This is a genomic window from Mesorhizobium sp. USDA 4413 (assembly GCF_056280365.1).
This window is the reverse complement of the sequence record NZ_JBVPRP010000001.1, coordinates 3898727-3918068: the sequence shown is the minus strand read 5'-3', so window position 1 is coordinate 3918068 and position 19342 is coordinate 3898727. Positions and strand designations below refer to the sequence as shown.

General features: G+C 64.2%; 19 protein-coding genes and 1 pseudogene. 8 read left to right on the top strand and 12 right to left on the bottom strand.

The window, feature by feature from the left end; all coding sequences use genetic code 11:
* The first annotated feature begins 35 nt into the window (after positions 1–35).
* A complete protein-coding gene (locus ACVMIM_RS19065; protein WP_476113870.1) occupies positions 36–962 on the top strand; it encodes a LysR substrate-binding domain-containing protein in 927 nt (308 codons plus the stop codon).
* A gap of 115 nt (positions 963–1077) precedes the next feature.
* Here the strand turns inward: ACVMIM_RS19065 and ACVMIM_RS19060 are convergent, their stop codons facing one another.
* Positions 1078–1674, bottom strand: coding sequence for a hypothetical protein (locus ACVMIM_RS19060; protein ID WP_476113868.1), 597 nt, complete (start codon positions 1672–1674; stop codon positions 1078–1080).
* A gap of 114 nt (positions 1675–1788) precedes the next feature.
* Here ACVMIM_RS19060 and ACVMIM_RS19055 point away from each other — a divergent pair, with 114 nt between their 5' ends.
* From ACVMIM_RS19055 to ACVMIM_RS19045, 3 genes and pseudogenes are all read left to right on the top strand, one after another.
* Positions 1789–2022, top strand: a complete 234-nt coding sequence (locus tag ACVMIM_RS19055) for a DUF2093 domain-containing protein (RefSeq protein WP_040986608.1) — start codon at positions 1789–1791, stop codon at positions 2020–2022.
* Between the two features lie 97 nt (positions 2023–2119).
* On the top strand, positions 2120–2923 hold the full coding sequence (locus ACVMIM_RS19050) for a glycosyltransferase family 92 protein (RefSeq protein ID WP_476113867.1): 804 nt from the start codon (positions 2120–2122) through the stop codon (positions 2921–2923).
* A 109-nt stretch (positions 2924–3032) separates the two neighbouring features.
* Positions 3033–3975 (top strand): annotated as a pseudogene (locus ACVMIM_RS19045) (UDP-glucuronic acid decarboxylase family protein).
* A gap of 46 nt (positions 3976–4021) precedes the next feature.
* On the opposite strand, the gene lpxK reads toward ACVMIM_RS19045, so the two are convergent.
* The 7 genes from lpxK to epmA form a co-directional block, all read right to left on the bottom strand.
* A complete protein-coding gene (gene lpxK, locus ACVMIM_RS19040; RefSeq protein ID WP_476113865.1) occupies positions 4022–5050 on the bottom strand; it encodes a tetraacyldisaccharide 4'-kinase in 1029 nt (342 codons plus the stop codon).
* A 190-nt stretch (positions 5051–5240) separates the two neighbouring features.
* Positions 5241–6557 (bottom strand): lipid IV(A) 3-deoxy-D-manno-octulosonic acid transferase, encoded by a 1317-nt coding sequence (gene waaA / locus ACVMIM_RS19035; RefSeq protein ID WP_041001017.1) that lies wholly within the window; start codon positions 6555–6557, stop codon positions 5241–5243.
* Positions 6554–7333 carry a lysophospholipid acyltransferase family protein gene (locus tag ACVMIM_RS19030; RefSeq protein WP_476113863.1) on the bottom strand — a complete coding sequence of 260 codons (780 nt, stop codon included), beginning with the start codon at positions 7331–7333 and terminating at the stop codon, positions 6554–6556. The genes waaA and ACVMIM_RS19030 overlap by 4 nt, the downstream gene beginning before the upstream one ends.
* Before the next feature lie 5 nt (positions 7334–7338).
* Positions 7339–7584, bottom strand: a complete 246-nt coding sequence (locus tag ACVMIM_RS19025) for a DUF4170 domain-containing protein (RefSeq protein ID WP_041002569.1) — start codon at positions 7582–7584, stop codon at positions 7339–7341.
* A 75-nt stretch (positions 7585–7659) separates the two neighbouring features.
* Positions 7660–8469, bottom strand: a complete 810-nt coding sequence (locus ACVMIM_RS19020) for a 3'(2'),5'-bisphosphate nucleotidase CysQ (RefSeq protein ID WP_476113861.1) — start codon at positions 8467–8469, stop codon at positions 7660–7662.
* Positions 8456–9799, bottom strand: a complete 1344-nt coding sequence (locus ACVMIM_RS19015; protein WP_476113859.1) for a TldD/PmbA family protein — start codon at positions 9797–9799, stop codon at positions 8456–8458. Before ACVMIM_RS19015 ends, ACVMIM_RS19020 begins: the two co-directional genes overlap by 14 nt.
* Before the next feature lie 225 nt (positions 9800–10024).
* On the bottom strand, positions 10025–11068 hold the full coding sequence (epmA, locus tag ACVMIM_RS19010; RefSeq protein WP_476113858.1) for an EF-P lysine aminoacylase EpmA: 1044 nt from the start codon (positions 11066–11068) through the stop codon (positions 10025–10027).
* Positions 11069–11197: 129 nt separating this feature from the next.
* Here epmA and efp point away from each other — a divergent pair, with 129 nt between their 5' ends.
* Positions 11198–11767: an elongation factor P gene (efp, locus tag ACVMIM_RS19005; RefSeq protein ID WP_278050526.1), complete on the top strand. Its 570-nt coding sequence runs from the start codon at positions 11198–11200 to the stop codon at positions 11765–11767.
* Between the two features lie 94 nt (positions 11768–11861).
* Here efp and ACVMIM_RS19000 read toward each other — a convergent pair whose 3' ends face one another.
* The 3 genes from ACVMIM_RS19000 to ACVMIM_RS18990 all read right to left on the bottom strand — a co-directional run bounded on the left by ACVMIM_RS19000 (position 11862) and on the right by ACVMIM_RS18990 (position 15268).
* Entirely contained in the window at positions 11862–12149 is a 288-nt protein-coding gene (locus tag ACVMIM_RS19000) for a hypothetical protein (protein WP_278050527.1), read from the bottom strand.
* A 215-nt stretch (positions 12150–12364) separates the two neighbouring features.
* The gene (locus ACVMIM_RS18995; protein WP_476113856.1) at positions 12365–13867 is read right to left on the bottom strand and encodes a PAS domain S-box protein; all 1503 of its coding nucleotides are present in this window, start codon (positions 13865–13867) and stop codon (positions 12365–12367) included.
* A 720-nt stretch (positions 13868–14587) separates the two neighbouring features.
* Positions 14588–15268 (bottom strand): ArsR/SmtB family transcription factor, encoded by a 681-nt coding sequence (locus tag ACVMIM_RS18990; RefSeq protein ID WP_278050529.1) that lies wholly within the window; start codon positions 15266–15268, stop codon positions 14588–14590.
* A 111-nt stretch (positions 15269–15379) separates the two neighbouring features.
* Between ACVMIM_RS18990 and ACVMIM_RS18985 the strand changes: the two genes are divergently transcribed.
* The 3 genes from ACVMIM_RS18985 (at position 15380) to ACVMIM_RS18975 (ending at position 18565) form a co-directional block, all read left to right on the top strand.
* Positions 15380–16111 (top strand): MBL fold metallo-hydrolase, encoded by a 732-nt coding sequence (locus ACVMIM_RS18985; RefSeq protein ID WP_476113855.1) that lies wholly within the window; start codon positions 15380–15382, stop codon positions 16109–16111.
* Positions 16108–17370 (top strand): MFS transporter, encoded by a 1263-nt coding sequence (locus tag ACVMIM_RS18980; protein WP_476113853.1) that lies wholly within the window; start codon positions 16108–16110, stop codon positions 17368–17370. The genes ACVMIM_RS18985 and ACVMIM_RS18980 overlap by 4 nt, the downstream gene beginning before the upstream one ends.
* Before the next feature lie 106 nt (positions 17371–17476).
* Entirely contained in the window at positions 17477–18565 is a 1089-nt protein-coding gene (locus tag ACVMIM_RS18975; RefSeq protein WP_476113852.1) for an acyltransferase family protein, read from the top strand.
* Between the two features lie 108 nt (positions 18566–18673).
* On the opposite strand, the gene ACVMIM_RS18970 is transcribed toward ACVMIM_RS18975, so the two are convergent.
* A complete protein-coding gene (locus ACVMIM_RS18970; RefSeq protein WP_278050533.1) occupies positions 18674–19324 on the bottom strand; it encodes a Vgb family protein in 651 nt (216 codons plus the stop codon).
* Positions 19325–19342: the final 18 nt, after the last annotated feature.

The window sequence follows — 19342 nt, the reverse complement described above, 5'->3', positions numbered from 1 at the left end:
TTGACAAACGACCAATTCGAGGGTCAGCTGTGAGCATGGATCACAGCTCAGATCAGATATTGCCGCTCGAGACGTTGCGCGCCTTCGACGCGGCGGCGCGCACGGGGAGCTTTTCCGCGGCGGCCGAAAAACTCAATCTCACCCATGGCGCGGTGAGCCGCCAGATCGCCAAGCTGGAGGACTGGCTTGGCTTGAAGGTGTTCGAGCGCAATGCGCGCGGCGTGACGCTGACGATCGAGGGCAACCGCCTGCATTTGAGGACCGCCGAGGCCTTCGCGCTGATCTCGTTCAACTCCGACCGCTGGGTCGAGCCGCGCGGCACCGCCGTGGTGCGGCTGGCCTCGATCCCTTCGGTCAGCGGGCTTTGGCTGATGCCGCGCATGGCCGCATTGGAGAACCATCCGACCAAGCTGCGCATCGTGCTCGATGTCGACAACCGTCAGGCCGACCTGGCCGACGAAGGCATCGATCTTTCGGTGCGCTGCGGGCGCGGCCGCATTCCCGGTCGCGTCTCGGTGCAGCTTTTCGAGGAGCAGATTTTTCCAATCGCCTCGCCGGAGCTCGCCAAGGAGATCGGGCGTGGCGATCCTACCCGGCTTTTGAAATTCCCGCTGATCAACGATTCCGACGCGTCCGCATGGCGCGCATGGTTTGCCGCACAGGACATAGATTACCGTCCGCGTCCGCAGGACAGGCGTTTCGAAGACTATAATCTGGTGCTGGACGCGGCGGCGCACGGGCTGGGCATCGCGCTGGCGCGGCCACCGCTGACGGCGGACCAGCTTCGATCCGGCCGGATCGTTGGCGTCGATGAGCGCGTTGCGCTCAATCCGGTGTCTTATTGGATGGACCGCCCGGTCGGCCGGCCGCGCGCGGCGGCGGCCGACCTTGCCAGGCGCATCGCCGAACAGGCGGGGCTTGCTCCGGAAAAGCTCGAAGCTTTCCTGCAGGATGATGTCTAGAGCGTTTCACCGTTTCACGGAAACGGCGAACCCCTCTATCTTCTTAGTTGCCATTTGACGCAATTCCGGACGGAAAAACCGCCCACACTTTTCCTGGAATTGCTTTTGGGCGGGATCAGCGCAGCAACAAAACCATGATGGTGGCCGTCACGGCCGAGACGATGGCCGTGACGACCGATATCGTCCAGAGCGACACCGGGACAGAATCGGAGCGCGGCGCGTGACCTGCCGGACGGACAGCGGCACCGTGAGGCTGCGGCGCATTGGCGTTGGCCGCGACCAGCATAGCGGCGGAAGCGATGGCCGGCGAAAATGTCGACAATGCCGGCGCAGGCCTGGACGCATTGTCGGCAACCGCTGCCTGTGGTGAGGCGAAGCGGCGCGGAGTAAGATCGGCATCCATCGCCGCCCTGCCCGTCGACGGCCTTGCCGGCGCATCGTCGGTGGCGGCATCGGGCTCCATGACGGCGCGGTAAGCATTCTCGACCTCTGAGGACGACAGGCGCTGCGATACCTGGGCGGCAGGGCGCGGCTGAGCGCTTTGCAGGGACTGGGCTGCGATTTGCGCCGCCTGCCCCGTCGAGGGCGCGGGCGGCTGGACCAGTGTCTTGATCAAGGCAGCCGCCGCCGGATCGGCCCTGGGCGACGGCACCGCCTGCGCGGTGAGCGCTTCACCGATCAGCGTGCTCAAGCGGGTCGAGGAGATTTCCATGCCGGCTTCCGGAACCATTTTTGCGCTTGAGCCATACTGCATGAGCATTGCGTCAAGCTTGACGTTGCCGGCGATTTGTGGCGATTGAAACCCGATGAACGCAAGCGTCCTTTCATGATGAACCGTTTCGAAGGCCCGGGCGGCAGGGAAGCCCGGATCCGCTATCTCGACGGCGACTTCCAGGTCACCAGTCCCGGCTCCTTCGTGCGCTGCGCGGTGACGGGCGAGAACATCCCACTCGACGAGCTCAAATATTGGAGCGTCGCCCGGCAGGAGCCCTATGTAAACGCCGCGGTCTCGCTTGCCCGCGAGATCGAGATGCACCCGGAGTTGCGCAAGCGGGGATAGACCATGCGAGCCCATGGCGCCGTGGCAACCATCCTCGACCGCGCTTAAGGGTACCGCAGTGAAAAATTTCGGAAAATCTCTCAAGGCCTTTGTTCGCATGCCGCTTGTCATGCGTGCGAGATTGCGCGACCGGGCGGTGTCGAAAGCCCCACGGTTCAACCTGACGGCCTGCGCCATCTTCCGAGAGGAAGCGCCGTTCCTGGCCGAATGGATCAGCTTCCACCGCAGTGTGGGATTTGAGCATTTCTACCTCTACAATAACTTCTCCACCGACGACTTTAGGACGGTGCTGGAGCCGTTCATCCAGGAAGGGCTGGTCACGCTGATCGATTGGCCGCGGCCGGTGGGGCAGTTGTCGGCCTATAAGGATTGTATCCGCAGACACTGGCGTGAAGCGCTGTGGATCGGGCTGTTCGATATCGACGAGTTTCTTTTCGCGCCCGACGGGCGTGACGTGCGCTCCGTTCTCAGGGACTATCGCGACCTGCCGGGCGTCTGCGTCTGGGAAGCGTTTTTCGGTTCCTCCGGCCATGTCGAAAGGCCTAAGGGTCCGGTGGTCGAAGCCTACACGATGCGGGCCGGGCCGGACATCACGACAGTCAAGACAATCGTCAACCCCCGCATGGTCTACAAGCCGGGCGTCCATCTGTCGAAATTCCTGTCCGGCGAAGGGGTTGATACCCATCGACGGGCCATAGTCCCCGGCATGCCTCCCAATCTCGATATATTGAGGATCAATCACTATTGGTCGCGCTCGCTCGCCGACCTCGACCAGAAAATCCGGCGCGGCGACGCCTCGACTTCAGCGCCGCGCGAAAGGGATTGGCATTTCGACTTCGAAAGCAAGCTCAACGTCGAGCGCGACGAGGCGATCCTGAAGGCGATGCGGCGGGCGGGATAGGCGCAGCCACCTTTTCCCCTCCCACCGATGGTCCAGGCCCGTTATTTCGGTGCTGACACTTTCGGGTTTCCGGGGCTATAGACACCAAAGGGCGACGGTTACGGGGATTATTGTGAAGGTTCTTGTAACGGGTGGGGCGGGCTTCATCGGCTCGCATCTATGCGACCTGCTGCTAACACAGGAACGGCAGGTCATATGCGCCGACAACCTTTCCACCGGCTTGGAGGAAAACATCCGCCACCTGTTGGGCAATCCACGTTTCGAGTTTCTGAGGCACGACGTTACCCTGCCTCTCAAAGTCGAAACGGATCAGATCTTCAATCTCGCCTGCCCGGCATCGCCTGTTCATTACCAGCGCATTCCGATCGAGACGACCCGGACCTGCGTCTATGGCGCGATCAACATGCTCGATCTCGCACGCGCCTCCAGGGCCAGGATCCTTCAGGCCTCGACATCCGAGGTCTATGGCGGACCCGCACGTCCATCCCCAGACCGAGGCCTATTGGGGGCATGTCAATCCGATCGGGCCCCGCAGCTGTTACGACGAAGGCAAGAGATGTGCCGAGGCGCTGTTCTTCGACTATTGGCGTCAGTCGAACGTGCCAATCAAGGTGGTGCGCATCTTCAATACATACGGGCCCCGCATGCACCCGTCGGACGGGCGCGTGGTCAGCAATTTCATCGTCCAGGCGCTGCGGAACGAGCCGATAACCATCTATGGTGACGGCAGCCATACGCGGAGCTTCTGCTATGTCGACGATCTTGTGGATGCCCTGGCTCGGATAATGGCCACGCCCGACGATTTCGTGGGCCCCGTCAACGTTGGCAACCCGGCGGAAGTCACGATCCTGGAACTGGCCGAACTTGTGCTGGGCATTGCCGGCGGCAAGTCCAAAATCGAGTTCAAGGCGCTGCCGCAAGACGATCCCCGCCAGCGGCAACCCGACATAGGCCTGGCGCGATCGATGCTGGACTGGTCCCCTCGCGTCGCTCTCGAGGATGGGCTCCGCGAGACGGTTCGCTACTTCCGCCGCTTCATCAACGGCAATTGACGGCGGTCGCAGGACCGCCTCACACGTTTGACATCCTGTTCGAAGCTCAGCCCCGCATCTTGCGCTGACGCCAGGCGTCGAGCGTCTCGTCGATAATGCGCTCGGGCACATGATCGAGCTCGAACACGGCCTCGATGTCGAGCACATCCAGTCGATCGAGGAAGCCAGCGGGTGTCTCGCCGTGGCGCAGCCGCGCAGCGTCCTTTGCCGTGGTGACGAGGCGCAGCCCCTCCTGCTGGGCAAGCGTCAGGAGGTCGGCAAGCTCGTCCTGGGCATAGAAATGATGATCCGGAAAGGCGCGCGACAGCGTAACTTCGCCGCCCGCGCCGCGCACCGTGTCGAAGAATTTCTCCGGATGGCCGATGCCGGCGAAGGCAAGGAAGCGGCCACCGGAGAAGCGCGACGGGTCCGCCGGCTCGACATGCGCCAGGAAGATCGGCCGCCCGGCGCGCGCCGCCTGACGCACGACGCCGTCGGCGGCGGTCCCCTCGCCCATCTTCAGCAAGCCGCTGGTGAACACCAGCTGGTCGACGACCTTGGCACGGAGCGGCCCGCCCGGGATGACGCGGCCGTTGCCGATGCCGAAGCGGGCGTCGACCACCACCAGCGCATAGTCGATATGGATGCGCGCCGACTGGAACCCGTCATCCATGATCAGGAAGTCGCAGCCATGTTGCTCGATGAGCAGCTTCGCGCCGGCAGCGCGGTTCGCCGTCACTGCGACAGGCGCATGTTCGGCCAGGAGCAGCGGCTCGTCGCCGACATGCTTGGCGGCGTCATGGTGAGCATCAACGACATGCGGCTTGGCAAACGAGCCGCCATGGCCGCGCGAGAGGAAGCCCGGCGTGAGCTGCATGCGCCGGGCTTGCTTTGCCAAAGCGATGGCGACCGGCGTCTTGCCGCTGCCGCCGACCGTAAGATTGCCGACGCACAGCACCGGTGCTGCGACCTTCTCGCGCGGAGCATGGCGCATGCGGCGGCCGGCAACCAGCCCATAGATCGCCGAGGCTGGAGACAGCGCAAGCACGCGCCAGTCCGGCTTTTCCCACCAAAAGGGTGGCGCTTCACTGGTCATCGCGTGGGTTCCGCGCAATTCGGTTGTGCGCGTGATCCTTTCCAAAAATCGGATTCGTTTTTTGGGATCATACCTAGAGCATGATGCCGAAAAGTGTGAAGCGGTTTTCGGTCGACATCATGCTCTCCCTCTTTGATTTAGAGCCGGATTCAGATTTCAGGTCGAATCGACCTGAAATCTGAATCCGGCTCTAGCGCCCGTTTGCGCCTTTGAGGCGCGCCTTGACGACCAGCGGCTGGATGTAAGGCTCTAGCGATTTCAGCGTGCGGGCAAGCGCGCCGCGCATCTCGTCGACGGTGGCAGCACCCGCCGCTATCATTTCGTGGCGCGCCGCTTCGTTGGTCAGAAGGAAATTGACGGCGCCGGTCAGCATGTCGCGATCGCGCACCAGCTTGGCGCCGCCGCTGTCGAGCAGGCGTTGATAGGCCTCGCGGAAATTCTGCACGTTGCGGCCTGCCAGCACGGCGGTTTCGAGCATCGCCGGCTCGAGCGGGTTCTGGCCCCCTTGCGAAGTCAGCGAGCGGCCGACGAAAGCGATCTCGGTCAACCTCAGGTAAAGGCCCATTTCACCGATCGTATCGCCCAGAAGGATATCGGTATCGGGCGAGATGCGGTCGCCCTTGCTGCGCCTTGCCACGGAAAGGCCCATGCCGGAAATCTGCGCGGCAAGCGCATCGGCGCGGTCGGGGTGGCGCGGCACGACGATGGTCAAGAGCCCGTGATGGCGCTTATGCAGGCTGGCATGGACCTCAGCGGCCACAACCTCTTCGCCGTCATGGGTCGAGATCGCCGCCCAGGTCGGGCGAGCGCCGATCTGGCGCTGCAGGGTGGCTAAGGCCCGCTCGTCGACGGGCGGCGGGTTGGTATCGACCTTGAGGTTACCGGAAACGGTGACCGGCCGGGCGCCGAGCGCGCGGAACCGCTCGCCGTCGACATCCGACTGGGCGATGACATGGGCGAGATTCTCGAACAGCGCCTCGGCGACGCTGGAGCGCTTCTTCCACGATATGAAAGAGCGGTCCGACAACCGACCGTTGACCAGAACCTGCGGCACGTTGCGGGCGCCAAGCTCCAGGATGGTCATCGGCCAGATCTCCGATTCGGCGATGATCGCCAGTTCCGGCCGCCAGTGGTCGAGGAAGCGGCTCACAGCGGGCTTGAGATCGAGCGGTACATATTGGTGGATGATGCGGCTGCCGAGGCGCTCCTCGGCGACCTTGGCCGAGGTCACGGTGCCGGTGGTCAGAACGATGTTGACGCCATAATCGAGGATGCTTTGGACCAACGGCACCACCGCGATCGTCTCGCCGACGCTCGCCGCATGGATCCAGATCACCGGCCCTTCCGGCCGCGGACGGCCGGCGACACCGTAGCGCTCGCGCCGGCGGGCGCGATCCTCCTTGCCGCGCGAGGCGCGCCAGGCGACATAAGGACCGATCAGCGGATAGGCGACCGCCCCCGCATAGCGGTAGGCGGTCAGGGCCGCACGCGCCCAACGCTCGCTCATTTGCGGCCGTCCACGAGGCGATAGGCCTCGGCCGTCGCGGCGTTCAGCGAGACGGTTACCTCCTGGCGCTTGCGCTCCATCTCGGCATCATCGGCATCGGCCGGCACGAAGACAGGCGGGCCTACGATGACCGCCGAGCGGCCGAAAGGCAGGTTGATGGTGGTCTTGTCCCAGCTCTTCTCCAACACCTTGCGGCGGCTGGTGGCAATGGCCGCAGGCAGGATCGGCCGGCCGGAAAGCTTTGCCAGAAGAACGATGCCGAGCCCGGCATCGCGCGGCGTGCCATTCGGAATGTCGGCGATCATGGCGACGTTCTTGCCTGCGACGAGCGACTTCTTCAGCGCGATCAGGGCCTTGGCGCCGCCTTTGTCGAGATGCCTCGAACTGTTGCGGCCGCCGGAGCCGCGCACCGCCTCAATGCCGAATTTCTCGATCATCAGCGCCTGGAGCTCCGCGTCGGCACTGCGCGAGACCATGGCGACCAGCGGCCGGCCCTTGGGATAATAGGCAGGGGTCAGAAGATGCTGACCGTGCCAGAGCGCGATGATGCCGGGTTCAAGATGCGCGTAAGCGCCGCCGGCAACCTGGGTCGAGCCCTTGACCAGCGGGCTGGTGATGCGAATCAGACGCACGAACCAGGCAAACAGGCTGGCGATGAAGTTCTTGACGAAACTCGACTGCGCCAAAGGTTCGCGGATACGCCGCCACAGCGTGCGCGTGCCGCCGCGCCTGGCGGCGCGCCGCCCGGTCGTCCCTTTCACCGCTTCATGCTCCATCGACGTCAACCGCCGACCTTCGATTCTGGATCGAGCAAACGATGCAGATGAACAACGAAATAACGCATGTGGGCATTATCGACACTGGCCTGCGCCTTCGCCTTCCATGCGGCGTGCGCCGATTGATAGTCGGGGTAGATGCCGACAATGTCGAGCGCGTCCAGGTCACGAAACTCGGTTCCACCCAGCTTTTTCAGCTCGCCACCGAAAACCAGGTGCAAAAGCTGCTTCTTTCCGTCTTCCACGGCCATGCCGATCCTTCGCAGATTCATGAATTTTGTGAAATGTTTAGCCCAAAGCGGCCGATTTTGGAACTGCGGGCCGACTCACCCTTGGTCAACGCCGGCAATGACGCCGGCCAGCACGCCAAGCAGTTCGCCGCTGCCGGCGGCGAGCGCGCCGTGATTGATCACCTCGCCGGCATATCGCGGCGGCTTGCCGGTGCGGTCGAGGAGCGCGCCGCCGGCCTCGGTCACAATAAGATCGGCGGCGGCGATGTCCCAGTCATGCGCGTTCGGCTTGACGAAGGTCGCATCGAGCTTGCCGGCGGCGATCATCGCCAGCCGGTAGGCAAGCGAGGGAATGTAGGCCGTCCGGCGCAGCCTGTCCTGCCAGCCCTGCGGCATCAGGTCGACCAGCGGCTTGGGTCCGCCGATATCGACGGTTTCACCCAGCGGGCGCACATGGATGCGCTTGTCGTTGAGATAGGCGCCCTCGCCCGGCAGCGCCCAATAGGTCTCCCGTTTGGCCGGGCATTCAAGGACGCCGGCGAGCGAGCGCCCGTCCTCGACCACGGCGACGCTGACGCACCAGGAATGCAGGCCATCGAGAAAGCCGCGCGTGCCGTCGATCGGGTCAACGACGAAGGTGCGGCGCGCCGACAGCCTCGCGTGGTCATCCGCGGTCTCTTCCGACAGCCAGCCATAATCCGGACGCGCCTTGAGCAAGGTCTCGCGCAGATAGGCGTCCGCCGCGTGATCGGCCTCGCTCACCGGCGAGGTGCCGCCCTTCATCCACACCTGCGGGTTGTTGCCGAAATAGCGCATGGCGATGGCGCCGGCCTCGCGGGCGGCCTCGCGCAGCAAAGCGAGGTCTTCGCGGGCGTCGCTCGATGTCAATTGGTCAAGCGCCGGCAAGGGTCATCCCCTCGATCAGGAGCGTCGGCGCCGCCGTGCCGAAATTGCGGTCGAGATCGTTCGCGGGCTCCATGCTGAGGAACATGGTCTTCAGGTTGGAGGCGATCGTCACCTCTGCGACCGGATAGGCCAAGACGCCGTTCTCGATCCAGTAGCCGGAGGCACCGCGGCTGTATTCGCCGGTCACCATGTCGACGCCCTGGCCGAACACCTCGGTGACATAGAAGCCGCTCTTCAACGACGCGATCAAATCCTCCGGCGAACGCTCGCCGGGCTCGATGGCAAGATTGGTCGAGGACGGCGAGACCGACGAGCCGCTGCGCGAACCGCGTCCATTGGTGACGAGACCAAGCTCGCGCGCGGCCGAGGTCGACAGGAACCAGTGGTTCAAGACGCCCTTCTCGACCATTAGCAGCTTCTCGCCCTCGACGCCCTCGCCGTCGAAGGGGCGCGACGCCTGACCGCGCCGCCGCAAAGGCTCGTCGGTAACCGTGATTGAGGCCGAAGCCACCTGCTTGCCCATCATGTCGCGCAGGAAGCTGGTCTTGCGGGCAACAGCCGCGCCGTTGATGGCGCCGGCGAGATGGCCGGCTATGCCGCGCGCCACGCGCGGATCGAACACCACGTCGACTGGGCCGGTCGCCGCCTTACGGGCGCCCAGGCGACGCACCGCGCGCTCGCCGGCCTTGCGGCCGATTTCTTCCGGCGCGTCGAGATCGGCGAAATGCTGGCGCGAGGAGAATTCGTAGTCGCGCTCCATCGCGGTTCCCTCACCCGCAATGACGCTGGTGGAGCGCGAGAAGCGCGAGGCGACATACTGGCCGACAAAGCCATGCGAGGTGGCGAGCACAAGACCGCCCAGGCCGGCGCTGGCGCTGCTGCCGGAGGAATTGGTGACACCCTTGACGGCCAATGCGGCCGCTTCGGCGGAAAGGGCTGCCTCCTTCAGCTGGTCTGCCGACACTTCGGTCGGGTCGAACAGGTCGAGATCGCGCAAATTGCGGGCAAGCAGCGCGGGATCGGCGAGGCCCTGGAACGGATCCTCGGGCGAGACCTTCGCCATCGCCACCGCGCGCTCGGCAAGCGCCTTCGGATCGGAAGCGGCGGTTGCCGAGACGCTCGCCACACGCTGGCCGACGAAGACGCGCAGCGACACATCCTCGCTCTCCGACGATTCGGTGCCCTCGACCTTGCCCAGCCGAACCGAGACGCCGGCCGAGCGGCCGCGCACCGCCACCGCGTCGGCCGCGCCCGCGCCGGCGCGCTTGGCGGCCTCGACGAGCGCCGCGACGCGATCGGTCAATTTTGCTGCGTCGAGCTGGTCGGCCATAGTTTATTCCTGTTTGTTCAAGCACGCCGTCAGGGGACCCTGCCGGCTATGGATGCTGCGCCCAACATGGACGCTTTCGCACAGTCCATGAATGCCATGGGCACCGTTATGGATGCATTCGCACCATTTATTGTTGCACCAACGCTAGTGCAATGGCGGATGCGGCAATCTCAAGGCAATCGCCCCGGACCGTGCGAGATGCTTTGCCGCAAGCGGATAAAAGGGCTAGTCGGCCACCGGCGCCCAGACCACGTCATCGATCCTGGTAGCTCCGGTCGCCAGCATCACAAGCCGGTCGAAGCCCAGCGCCGAGCCGCTTGCTTGCGGCATGAGGGCCAAAGCCGCGAGGAAATCCTCATCGAGCGGATAGCGCTCGCCATATACGCGCTCTTTCTCGTCCATTTCTGAGGTAAACCGGCGGCGCTGTTCGGCCGGGTCGGTGAGCTCGCCGAAAGCGTTGGCGAGCTCGACGCCGCAGCAATAGAGCTCGAAGCGTTCGGCAACGCGCGGGTCGTCTGCGCTCGGCCGGGCGAGCGCCGCCTCGGAGATCGGATAGCCGTAAAGGATGGTGGCCCGGCCTTGCCCCAGCGCCGGCTCGATCTTTTCCACCATCACCCGGCTGAACAGGTCGGCCCAATTGTCGTCGGGCGCGGTGCGCAGGCCGGCTCCGACCAGAGCCCCATGAAGCGCGCCGCGGTCCGTGCTGCCGTCGACCGAAACGGTCGCGAGCAGGTCGATGCCGGCATGACGGGCGAAGGCTTCGGCCACGCTCAGCCGCTCCGGCTCCGCGAACGGATCGGCCTCGCGGCCGCGAAAGCGGAAACTCCGGGCGCCGGCCTTTTCCGCGGCGAGCGCCAGGAATTCGGCGCAGTCATCCATCAAGCGCTCATAAGTTTCGCCGACGCGATACCATTCGAGCATGGTGAATTCGGGGTGATGCAGCGGCCCGCGCTCGCGGTTGCGCCAGACCGGGCCGAGGCTGAAGATACGTTCCTCGCCCGCGGCAAGCAGCTTCTTGCAGGCGAATTCCGGCGAGGTGTGGAGATAGAGCGGGCGGCGCGACGCGTCGGGCCCGATCGCCTCGGTGGCAAAGGCGGCGAGATGCGCCTCGTTGCCCGGCGAAACCTGCAGCGCCGAGGTCGTCACCTCGACGAAGTCGCGTTGCACGAACCAGCCACGAAGGGCGGCGGCGATGGCGTTGCGCGCCATCAGCCGTGGCCGGCGATCCGCATGGATATCAGGCCTCCACCAGGGCGAAGCGGCGGTCATGGGCAGGAAAATCGCGCGCAAGGCTGGCGGTTCGGCGCAAGATGCGCTAGGGCGCACGCGATGCCCGCCGTCGCCGCTTCGCGGAAATCGACGCTTGCAGGCCGAAAAACTCGAACGGGATCGAATATCGTGGTCAAGGTCATCGCCAGTTCCTTACGCAAAGGCAACGTCGTCGATAAGGACGGCAAGCTCTATGTCATCCTCTTTGCCGAAAACATCCACCCTGGCAAGGGCACGCCTGTGACCCAGCTCGACATGCGCCGCATCGGCGACGGGGTGAAAGTGTCGGAACGCTACCGCACCACCGAAATGGTCGAGCGCGCCTATGTCGAGGAACGCGAGCATACCTTCCTCTATTCCGACGGTGAAGGTTTTCACTTCATGAACCCGGAAAGCTACGACCAGGTCGTGGCTTCCGAAAGCGTGGTCGGCGACATGGCGCCCTATCTGCAGGAAGGCATGGCCGTGCAGCTCGCGCAGTTCAATGGCGTGCCGATCTCGCTGACGCTGCCGCAGCGCGCCGTCTTCGAAGTGGTGGAAACCGAGCCGGTCACCAAGGGCCAGACGGCGTCTTCCTCCTACAAGCCCGCCGTGCTCTCCAACGGCGTGCGCACCGCCGTGCCGCCGCACATCTCCGCCGGCACGCGCATCGTGGTGATGACCGCCGACGGTTCCTACGTCGAGCGCGCCAAGGACTGAGAGCTGGGGCAGGCCAATGAATGTAGCTCGCCTGTCACCCGGCCGGCCTGCCTTAGCCGGGCACCTGAGGTATGCCTGATGTCAGGGAGGCTGCTTAGCCTCCCATCTTCTTTGCCATAGCGCAAAATTCAGCGTGCGATTTGTTAAGAGTCGTATCGCCGCAGTCCTTCAATACCGCGGTGCGCTCGTCCGGTTTCATCGCCATCCACGCCGTTTTAAAGTCGGCTTCACTCCTGAGGGTTTTCATCCCAGCGTCGGTAAAGAACGGCGACATCTTGGCTGGATCGTCGAGCGCCGAGGTACCAGATGTCGAGCCCGCTATCGCGGCCCCAGTCAGCATCGTGAGGGCAATCGCGTTCAGTGCAAGTAGCTTGAGTTTCATTTTCGTATCCTCCTTGCGGCCGTCTTTGGCCACGTACAAGAAAACGTTTTGTTGGCAACGAGGGTTCCTGCGGGCCTCCGCGACGATGACGGCGCCCCAGTCACTTGCAATTGGACTGTGAGCGAGATCTGACTGAACGATCGAGCGTGGCTGCCCATTCCTGAAGCCGGTCGCGCTTTATCGGGCAGTGGGGAGGCAAGGTGCGGCTCGGCGGGTCAGGCCGAAAATTTTTGACCATCAATCGTCAGCTCGATGACGACGCCGGCGGGATCCCACATTCGGTCGACGCTGCCGAGCTGGCTTGCCACGGCGCGGACTAAGCGGGTGCCGAAGCCCTCTTTCGTGGTTCCGTCCGGCGGCGGTCCGCCAATCTCCCGCCATCGAATAAGGACCGCGCCGTCCCGATCGGAGCAAGCTATCTCTATCGACCCATCTGCCGCCGAGAGGCTGCCGTATTTGGCAGCGTTGGTGGCGAATTCGTGCAGCAGCAGAGAAAGCGGCGTGATCATCGCTGAAGGCACCGGCATATCGATGCCACTGATCGCGAAGCGGGGATGCTCGTCGGTCCCATGGCGATATGGCGCGAGGATTGCGGCGATCAATGCATGTAGGCTCGTCGCGACCAGAACAGAATGGCCAGTCGACGGGAGCATCGTCAGCGCATGCGCCCGCGCGAGGGCGCCGAGGCGGTCAGAAACGATGGAAGCGAGCACGGCCGGCGTTTCAGCGGCTGACGCGCTCAGTTTGACGATGGTGCTTGCGATCGCAAAGAGATTCTTCACGCGGTGGTCCATCTCGCGAAGCAGCAGCTCCCGCTGCTCTTGCGCGCGCAGCCGCTCGGATATTCCGCGGGCAATTCTGGACGAGCCGACAATCTTGCCCGATGCATCCGCGATAGGGGAAACCGTCAAAGAGATGGGTACCAAACTGCCGTCCTTGCGCAGGCGTGCGGTCTCGAAGTGATCAACATGCTCACCATTGCGAATGCGGGACAGAATCTGCCGCTCCTCGTGTTGCCGGTCGAGCGGAATGAGCGAGATCAGCGGGCGCCCGATAATCTCCCGTCGGCTGTAGCCGTAAAGGCGTTCGGCTCCGCTGTTCCAGTCTGTGATGATGCCTTCCAGATCGGTCGCGCTGATGGCATCATCCGAGGATTCGACAAGCGCGCTCAGTCGCGCTGCTGTCGTTTCCGCCCGGTTCCGCTCGATCGCAAACCCGAGCTGGCGGGCGATGGTTAACGCCAGCTCGCGTTCACGATCCGTGAAGTGATGGGGTACTGGATAGTAGACCATGAACTTGCCGACGAGCTCGCGGGAGCTGACAAGCGGGATAAAGGCCAGCGCTTCGATTCCTTCCGCAAGGACCGTGTCGATGAGTTGCTGAGATTCACCGCTGCAACGGATGTCCTCGACATAGATCGGCTCGGCATTGTGCTCACCGCGCGTCCAAGGCGAATGGCCGTTAACTGCCTCTCGGTATTCTTCAGAGAGTGAGCGCCACGCGACGAAGCTCATGACGCCGTGGCTGTCAAATCTTAGGATCGAGGCGCGTGACGAACCAAGCGCGTCGCAAATGGCATCCAAAGCGGCGTCGTAGATCTCGGCAACGGTTTTGGCTCGATACAATCGGTCGGTGAAGCGGAAGAGGACGGTCTGCTCCCGGGCAGTATCGCCATCGGCCAGCCCACGCTGGCCGGGCCCCTTAGCCGCAACATTCATACCCCCTTGCTGCATCGCCTGATCCCCGGGGCGCGGCTCAATAGAGTCCGACCGAGTCTGCTTAGCGCAACGCGCGTCGACGGCCTGTTGCCCTTCGACCGCCGAATACCGTCTATCCCACCACGCCAAATGATATGCGCTTTGCGCAGTTTCGCAATAGGACTTGTGCCGTTCCGGCACAGCGACTGGCGTGGACGACGGGCCGTGGGACCCAATCCGAACGGCACCTGTGGGCCCAGGCAGGACGAGCGCCAGTTCGCTCATTCGTTCGCGGCTCGGCACAGGAACAATTCTAATTGAGCCCGGTTTGACCGTTGAGCAGGTCGGAAGCTGTGCCCCGAGATCGACGCAAGGATCTAGCCAAATTATTACGCCGCCAATTCGCGAATGAGGCGGTGCGGCGTCATCTGCGTTGACTGCCGATTTTTCGCGTTGAGCAGTGGCTGCCCGAGCGGCTTCGGAAGTTGCTGGATCGTCTCGCCAAGAACGAAGACAGAAGGCCACGGCAATAACCCGGATCCGAGAGGCAATCAGCACTCCAGCGACGAAGCGGACCTTGGAGTCGCAGTCCTCAACGTGTCTGCCGGGACGATGTCCGAACCAGGTTGGCGCCATCGCGCCGAAAGCCACGTCGACGTTGCCGCCAAGCTCAGCGGCGGTATCCGGAACGGTTGCAATTGGCGCTCAGTGGCCTTTCGGCTAGCGAGCATTCCGCCCCGCCTACTTAGCCGCAATACCAGCCAACACTTCCACCGGCAGGCCGGCGGCTTTCCATTCCGGCATCCCGTCCTCCAGTCGACGCGCGGAATGACCTAGCGAGCGCAGCGCCGCGACCGCCTCGAAGGACATCACGCACCATGGGCCGCGGCAGTAGGCGATGACTTCCTTGCCGGCGTCGGCGCTGCCGGACCACGCCTTGACTTCTCCCAACGGGACATTGGTGGCGCCCGGCACATGGCCGAGCGCGAACTCATCGGCTGGTCGAACGTCGATCACCGTCACAAGGCCATCGCGCATCAGCCTCTGAAGTTCCTCGCGCGTGACCGGCCGCATGTCGTCGCGCGCGTCGAAATAGCCGCGCACGATGCGATCGACCTCGGCAAGCTGCCGCTCGGCAACGCCGCGCACCGACGCGAAGGCGGAAAGCACGCTCTCATCGCTCAGCGAATAATGCACGAACTTGCCGTCGCGTTCGGCCGAGACGATGCCGGCGCGGCGCAGTGCCTGCAGGTGCTGTGAGACGTTGGCTATCGGCTGACCGAGCTTCGCGGCGAGCGCCTCGACGCTGCGCGCGCCTTGCGCCAGATGCTCGATCATTTCCAGCCGCAGCGGATGGCCGAGCGCCTTGGCGACGATCGCGAACTGTTCGTAGAGCGCCTGTTTCGGATTGCGGATTGACATCGGCCGTTCCGTGAAGCACCGTCATTCAACAGAATTGTTGAATGACGGTTTCGGCCATTGCTGTCAAGCCGGGCGGCCCGCACAGGCAGCCGTGCGGCGGAGAGGAAAGCGATGATTCTCAGGCAGTTCCTGCACATCGATCCGGTCGCCGCTTCCTATCTGTTCGGCTGCGGCGGCAAGGCGTCAGCGGCCGTTGTCGATCCGGTCGGCGACATTGCGCCCTATCTCGAGGCGGCGCGCGCCACGGGGATGCGCATCCTCTATATCGTCGACACGCATATCCATGCCGACCATATATCGGCCGGTCGGGCGCTGGCTGAGGCGACCGGCGCCGAATACGTGCTGTTCGAGGGCGCCGAGACGGGCTTTCCGTTCCGGCGCGTCAAGGATGGCGAGGTGCTCGAGCTCGGCAATGTCACAGCGACGGTGATGCATACGCCAGGCCATACGCCGGAGCATCTGAGCCTGGTCGTCACCGACCGGACGCGGTCGAACGAGCCCTGGTTCGTGCTCACCGGGCACACGCTGATGGTCGGCGATCTCGGCCGCACCGAACTAGCCTCCAGTGCCGAGGACGGGGCTCGCGCGCTCTATGCCAGCGCGCGCCGGCTGAAGGAACTGCCCGACCATATCGAGGTGCTGCCCGGCGCCTATTCCGGCTCGGTCTGCGGCCGCTCGCTGAGCGGCAAGCCGACATCGACCATCGGCTTCGAGCGGCGCTTCAATAAGGCCTTCCGCATCGAGGACGAAGGTGAGTTCGTCGCCGCCATGACCGCCGACATCCCTCCCCCGCCCCCGGACGCCGCCCAGAACCGGGCCGCGAACGCCGGAGCGAAATCTTGAGCGCAGCAGCGTCGGCCGTCGCGCTCGGCCTCAAGGCCAACTGGAAGCAGTTTTCGCTCTTGGTGCTGATCAACGCCTTCGTCGGCGGCATGGTCGGGATCGAGCGGACCGTCGTGCCGCTGATCGGCGCGGAGGAATTCGGCGTCGCCTCCACCACGCTCGTCACCTCCTTCATCGTCAGCTTCGGCGTGGTCAAGGCCTGCGCCAACCTCGTCTCCGGTCAGCTTGCCGACACATGGGGCCGCAAGCGCGTGCTGATTCTCGGCTGGCTGTTCGGCCTGCCGGTGCCGTTCATCATCATCGGGGCGCCGAGCTGGGGTTGGATCGTCGCCGCCAATGCCCTTCTCGGCATCAACCAGGGGTTCGCCTGGTCGATGACGGTGATCATGAAGGTCGACCTCGTGGGGCCGAAGTCACGCGGGCTCGCCGTCGGCCTCAACGAGTTCGCCGGCTACCTCGCCGTCGGCGTGACCGCCTTCCTCACGGGCTATCTGGCGAGCCGTTACGGGCTGCGCCCCGTGCCGATCTATCTCGGCGTCGGCTATGCGGTTCTCGGCGCCGCACTGTCGATCCTGCTCGTGCGCGACACCCGCCAGCATGTGCGGCTGGAGCTGGCCGACCATCCAAAACAGGCTTCTCCGCTCGCCTTCCGGGAGATCCTCATGCTGACCTCCTTCGGTGACCGCAATCTGTTCGCAGCCTCGCAGGCCGGGCTGGTCAACAACCTGAACGACGGCATGAGCTGGGGGCTGTTCCCGCTCTTCTTCGTCGCCAACGGCCTCGGCATCGAGCGGATCGGCATCCTCAAGGCGGTCTATCCGGCAGTGTGGGGCATCCTTCAGGTCGCCACCGGGCCGTTGAGCGACCGCTGGGGTCGCAAGGGGCTGATCGTCGCCGGCATGTGGGTGCAGGCGGCGGGACTTCTCTTGACCGCCATGACGCGCGATTTCGGCTGGTGGCTGCTGGCGAGCGTGCTTCTCGGGCTCGGCACGGCAATGGTTTATCCGAGCCTGATCGCGGCGGTGTCCGACGCCTCGCATCCCTCCTGGCGGGCGCGCTCGCTCAGCGTCTATCGCTTCTGGCGCGACCTCGGCTACGCGATCGGTGCGCTGTCCGCCGGCCTGGTCGCCGACTTCTTCGGCTTCGTTGCGGCGATCGGAGCAATCGCGGCGCTGACCTTCCTGTCGGGTGTGATCGTCGCGATAGCGATGCGCGAAACGCATGCCGCCGCTACACTCCCGGCGTCAGGCGATGGTTAACGCCGGCCCGGAACAAGGTTTCCGTTTACGATATCGTAAGCTTGTTGCTGCGAGCCATTCGCTGGTCCGCTAGAATTGCGGCAGTTGAATTTCCTCGAGATCGTTCATGAGCAACCCGAACCGCATGCCGTGGGTGGATACGGCAAAAGGCCTTTCCATCATCCTGGTGGTGATGATGTATTCGGCCTACAACACCGGCGAATACACCGGCGGCGTCGGCTTCCTGCACTACGCCATCGGCTTTGCGACGCCCTTCCGCATGCCGGAATTCTTCCTGATCTCGGGCCTGTTCCTGTCGCAGGTGATCGACCGGCCGTGGCGGCGCTATGTCGACCGCCGTGTCGTCCACTATCTCTATTTCTACGTGCTTTGGGCGATCATCTCGATCGGGCTGAAGATCGGCATCTTCAGCGGCGATCCGGCAGGAATGCTGCACGACCTCGCAATGGCGGTCGTCCAGCCTTATGGCGTCCTGTGGTTCATCTACATGCTGGCGGTGTTCGGCGTCGCCATCCGTGTGCTGCGCGAGCTCCGCGTGCCGCACTGGATCGTCATCCCGGTCGCCGCCGCGCTACAGATGTGGGCGCCGAAGCCGGACAGCTACGCGCTCGAGCAGTTCGCGGCCTATTTCGTGTTCTTCTATCTCGGCTTCGTGCTTGCGCCGGCGATCTTCCGGCTGGTGGCGTGGACGCAGGTACGGCCGGCGATCGCCGTTGCGGGCCTGCTCGCCTGGGCCGTGGTCAACGGCCTGCTCGTCTTTTCGCCGGGCTACGCCGTGCAGCCGGTCGGCATGCAGATGGGCCTGGCAGCATGGCCGCCGCTGCATCTGGCGCTGGCCGTCGGCGGCGCGGTGGCGCTGTGCGTCGCCGGCGGGTTTCTGTCGAAATTCGCCTCGATGGAATGGCTGCGCTGGCTCGGCGAACATTCGCTGGTCGTCTATGTCGCCTTCACCATACCGATGTCGATCTTCCGCGGTGTCATGCTGGCAAGCGGCCTTCTGACCGACACCGGCATGCTGAGCCTGGCGGTGCTGCTCGTCTCGGTCATCAGCCCTGTGGTGCTCTACTTCATCGTCAAGCGCATCGGCTTCGGCGCCTTCCTGTTCGAGCGGCCGGCCTGGGCGCATGTCGATGGGCCGAACGCCGCGAAGGCCTCCAACAAGCCTCTGACGCAGCCGGCACGCGAGGCGGCCTGACCGGGCCTCCCCCCTTCCGCCAGTCCGTTACTTGCCGCCGCTGGTGCGTTCGTTTCACGGAACGGCGAAACGCCCTATCTCTTTACCCAATTCCGGACGGAAGACCGCTCACACTTTTCCTGGAATTGCTCCATGTCCCGGACGCCGCGCGGCCTTGATCTTGCCGCTGCTCCCGCCGCCGCAGAAGAAGCAGCCGCCGCCGTCGGATTCCAGCCCCGATACGCCGGAGGGCATCGCCAGCTCCTGCAGCACGTCGCCCGTGTCGGGATCGATGCGCACCAGATCGCCCTCTTCGCCCTCCCAGGTGGCATGCCAGAGCTCGCCGTCGACCCAGGTGACGCCGGTGACGACGCGCTTGGATTCGATCGTGCGGATCACCTTGCCCGTTTCAGGATCGATCTGATGGATCTTATGCGCCCTGTATTCGCCGACCCAGAGCGAACCCTCGGCCCAGGCGAGCCCCGAGTCACCCCCGTTGCCGGGAGCGGGAATGGTGGCGACGACCTTGCCGATCTTCGGGTCGACCTTGTGGATGCGATCCTCGGCAATCTGGTAGAGATACTCGCCGTCGAAGGCAGTGCCGGCATGCGAGGCGACATCGATCGTACGCACGATCATGCCAGTGTCGGGATCGAGCGCGTTCAGCTTGTCGCCACTGGCGAACCAGACATTCTCGCCGTCATAGGTAACGCCGTTGATACGCTCGACGCCGGGGAACGGTCCATATTCACGCAGGATCTCGGCAGCGGCTCGTTTCATTTCGACCTCCATTCGAAC

Coding starts and splice junctions, on each gene's coding strand:
- ACVMIM_RS19065 (WP_476113870.1), top strand. CDS start 36: ATGGATCACAGCTCAGATCAGATATTGCCGCTCGAGACGTTGCGCGCC.
- ACVMIM_RS19060 (WP_476113868.1), bottom strand. CDS start 1,674: ATGGAAATCTCCTCGACCCGCTTGAGCACGCTGATCGGTGAAGCGCTC.
- ACVMIM_RS19055 (WP_040986608.1), top strand. CDS start 1,789: ATGATGAACCGTTTCGAAGGCCCGGGCGGCAGGGAAGCCCGGATCCGC.
- ACVMIM_RS19050 (WP_476113867.1), top strand. CDS start 2,120: ATGCCGCTTGTCATGCGTGCGAGATTGCGCGACCGGGCGGTGTCGAAA.
- lpxK (WP_476113865.1), bottom strand. CDS start 5,050: ATGACCAGTGAAGCGCCACCCTTTTGGTGGGAAAAGCCGGACTGGCGC.
- waaA (WP_041001017.1), bottom strand. CDS start 6,557: ATGAGCGAGCGTTGGGCGCGTGCGGCCCTGACCGCCTACCGCTATGCG.
- ACVMIM_RS19030 (WP_476113863.1), bottom strand. CDS start 7,333: ATGGAGCATGAAGCGGTGAAAGGGACGACCGGGCGGCGCGCCGCCAGG.
- ACVMIM_RS19025 (WP_041002569.1), bottom strand. CDS start 7,584: ATGGCCGTGGAAGACGGAAAGAAGCAGCTTTTGCACCTGGTTTTCGGT.
- ACVMIM_RS19015 (WP_476113859.1), bottom strand. CDS start 9,799: ATGGCCGACCAGCTCGACGCAGCAAAATTGACCGATCGCGTCGCGGCG.
- epmA (WP_476113858.1), bottom strand. CDS start 11,068: ATGACCGCCGCTTCGCCCTGGTGGAGGCCTGATATCCATGCGGATCGC.
- ACVMIM_RS19000 (WP_278050527.1), bottom strand. CDS start 12,149: ATGAAACTCAAGCTACTTGCACTGAACGCGATTGCCCTCACGATGCTG.
- ACVMIM_RS18995 (WP_476113856.1), bottom strand. CDS start 13,867: ATGAATGTTGCGGCTAAGGGGCCCGGCCAGCGTGGGCTGGCCGATGGC.
- ACVMIM_RS18990 (WP_278050529.1), bottom strand. CDS start 15,268: ATGTCAATCCGCAATCCGAAACAGGCGCTCTACGAACAGTTCGCGATC.
- ACVMIM_RS18985 (WP_476113855.1), top strand. CDS start 15,380: ATGATTCTCAGGCAGTTCCTGCACATCGATCCGGTCGCCGCTTCCTAT.
- ACVMIM_RS18975 (WP_476113852.1), top strand. CDS start 17,477: ATGAGCAACCCGAACCGCATGCCGTGGGTGGATACGGCAAAAGGCCTT.
- ACVMIM_RS18970 (WP_278050533.1), bottom strand. CDS start 19,324: ATGAAACGAGCCGCTGCCGAGATCCTGCGTGAATATGGACCGTTCCCC.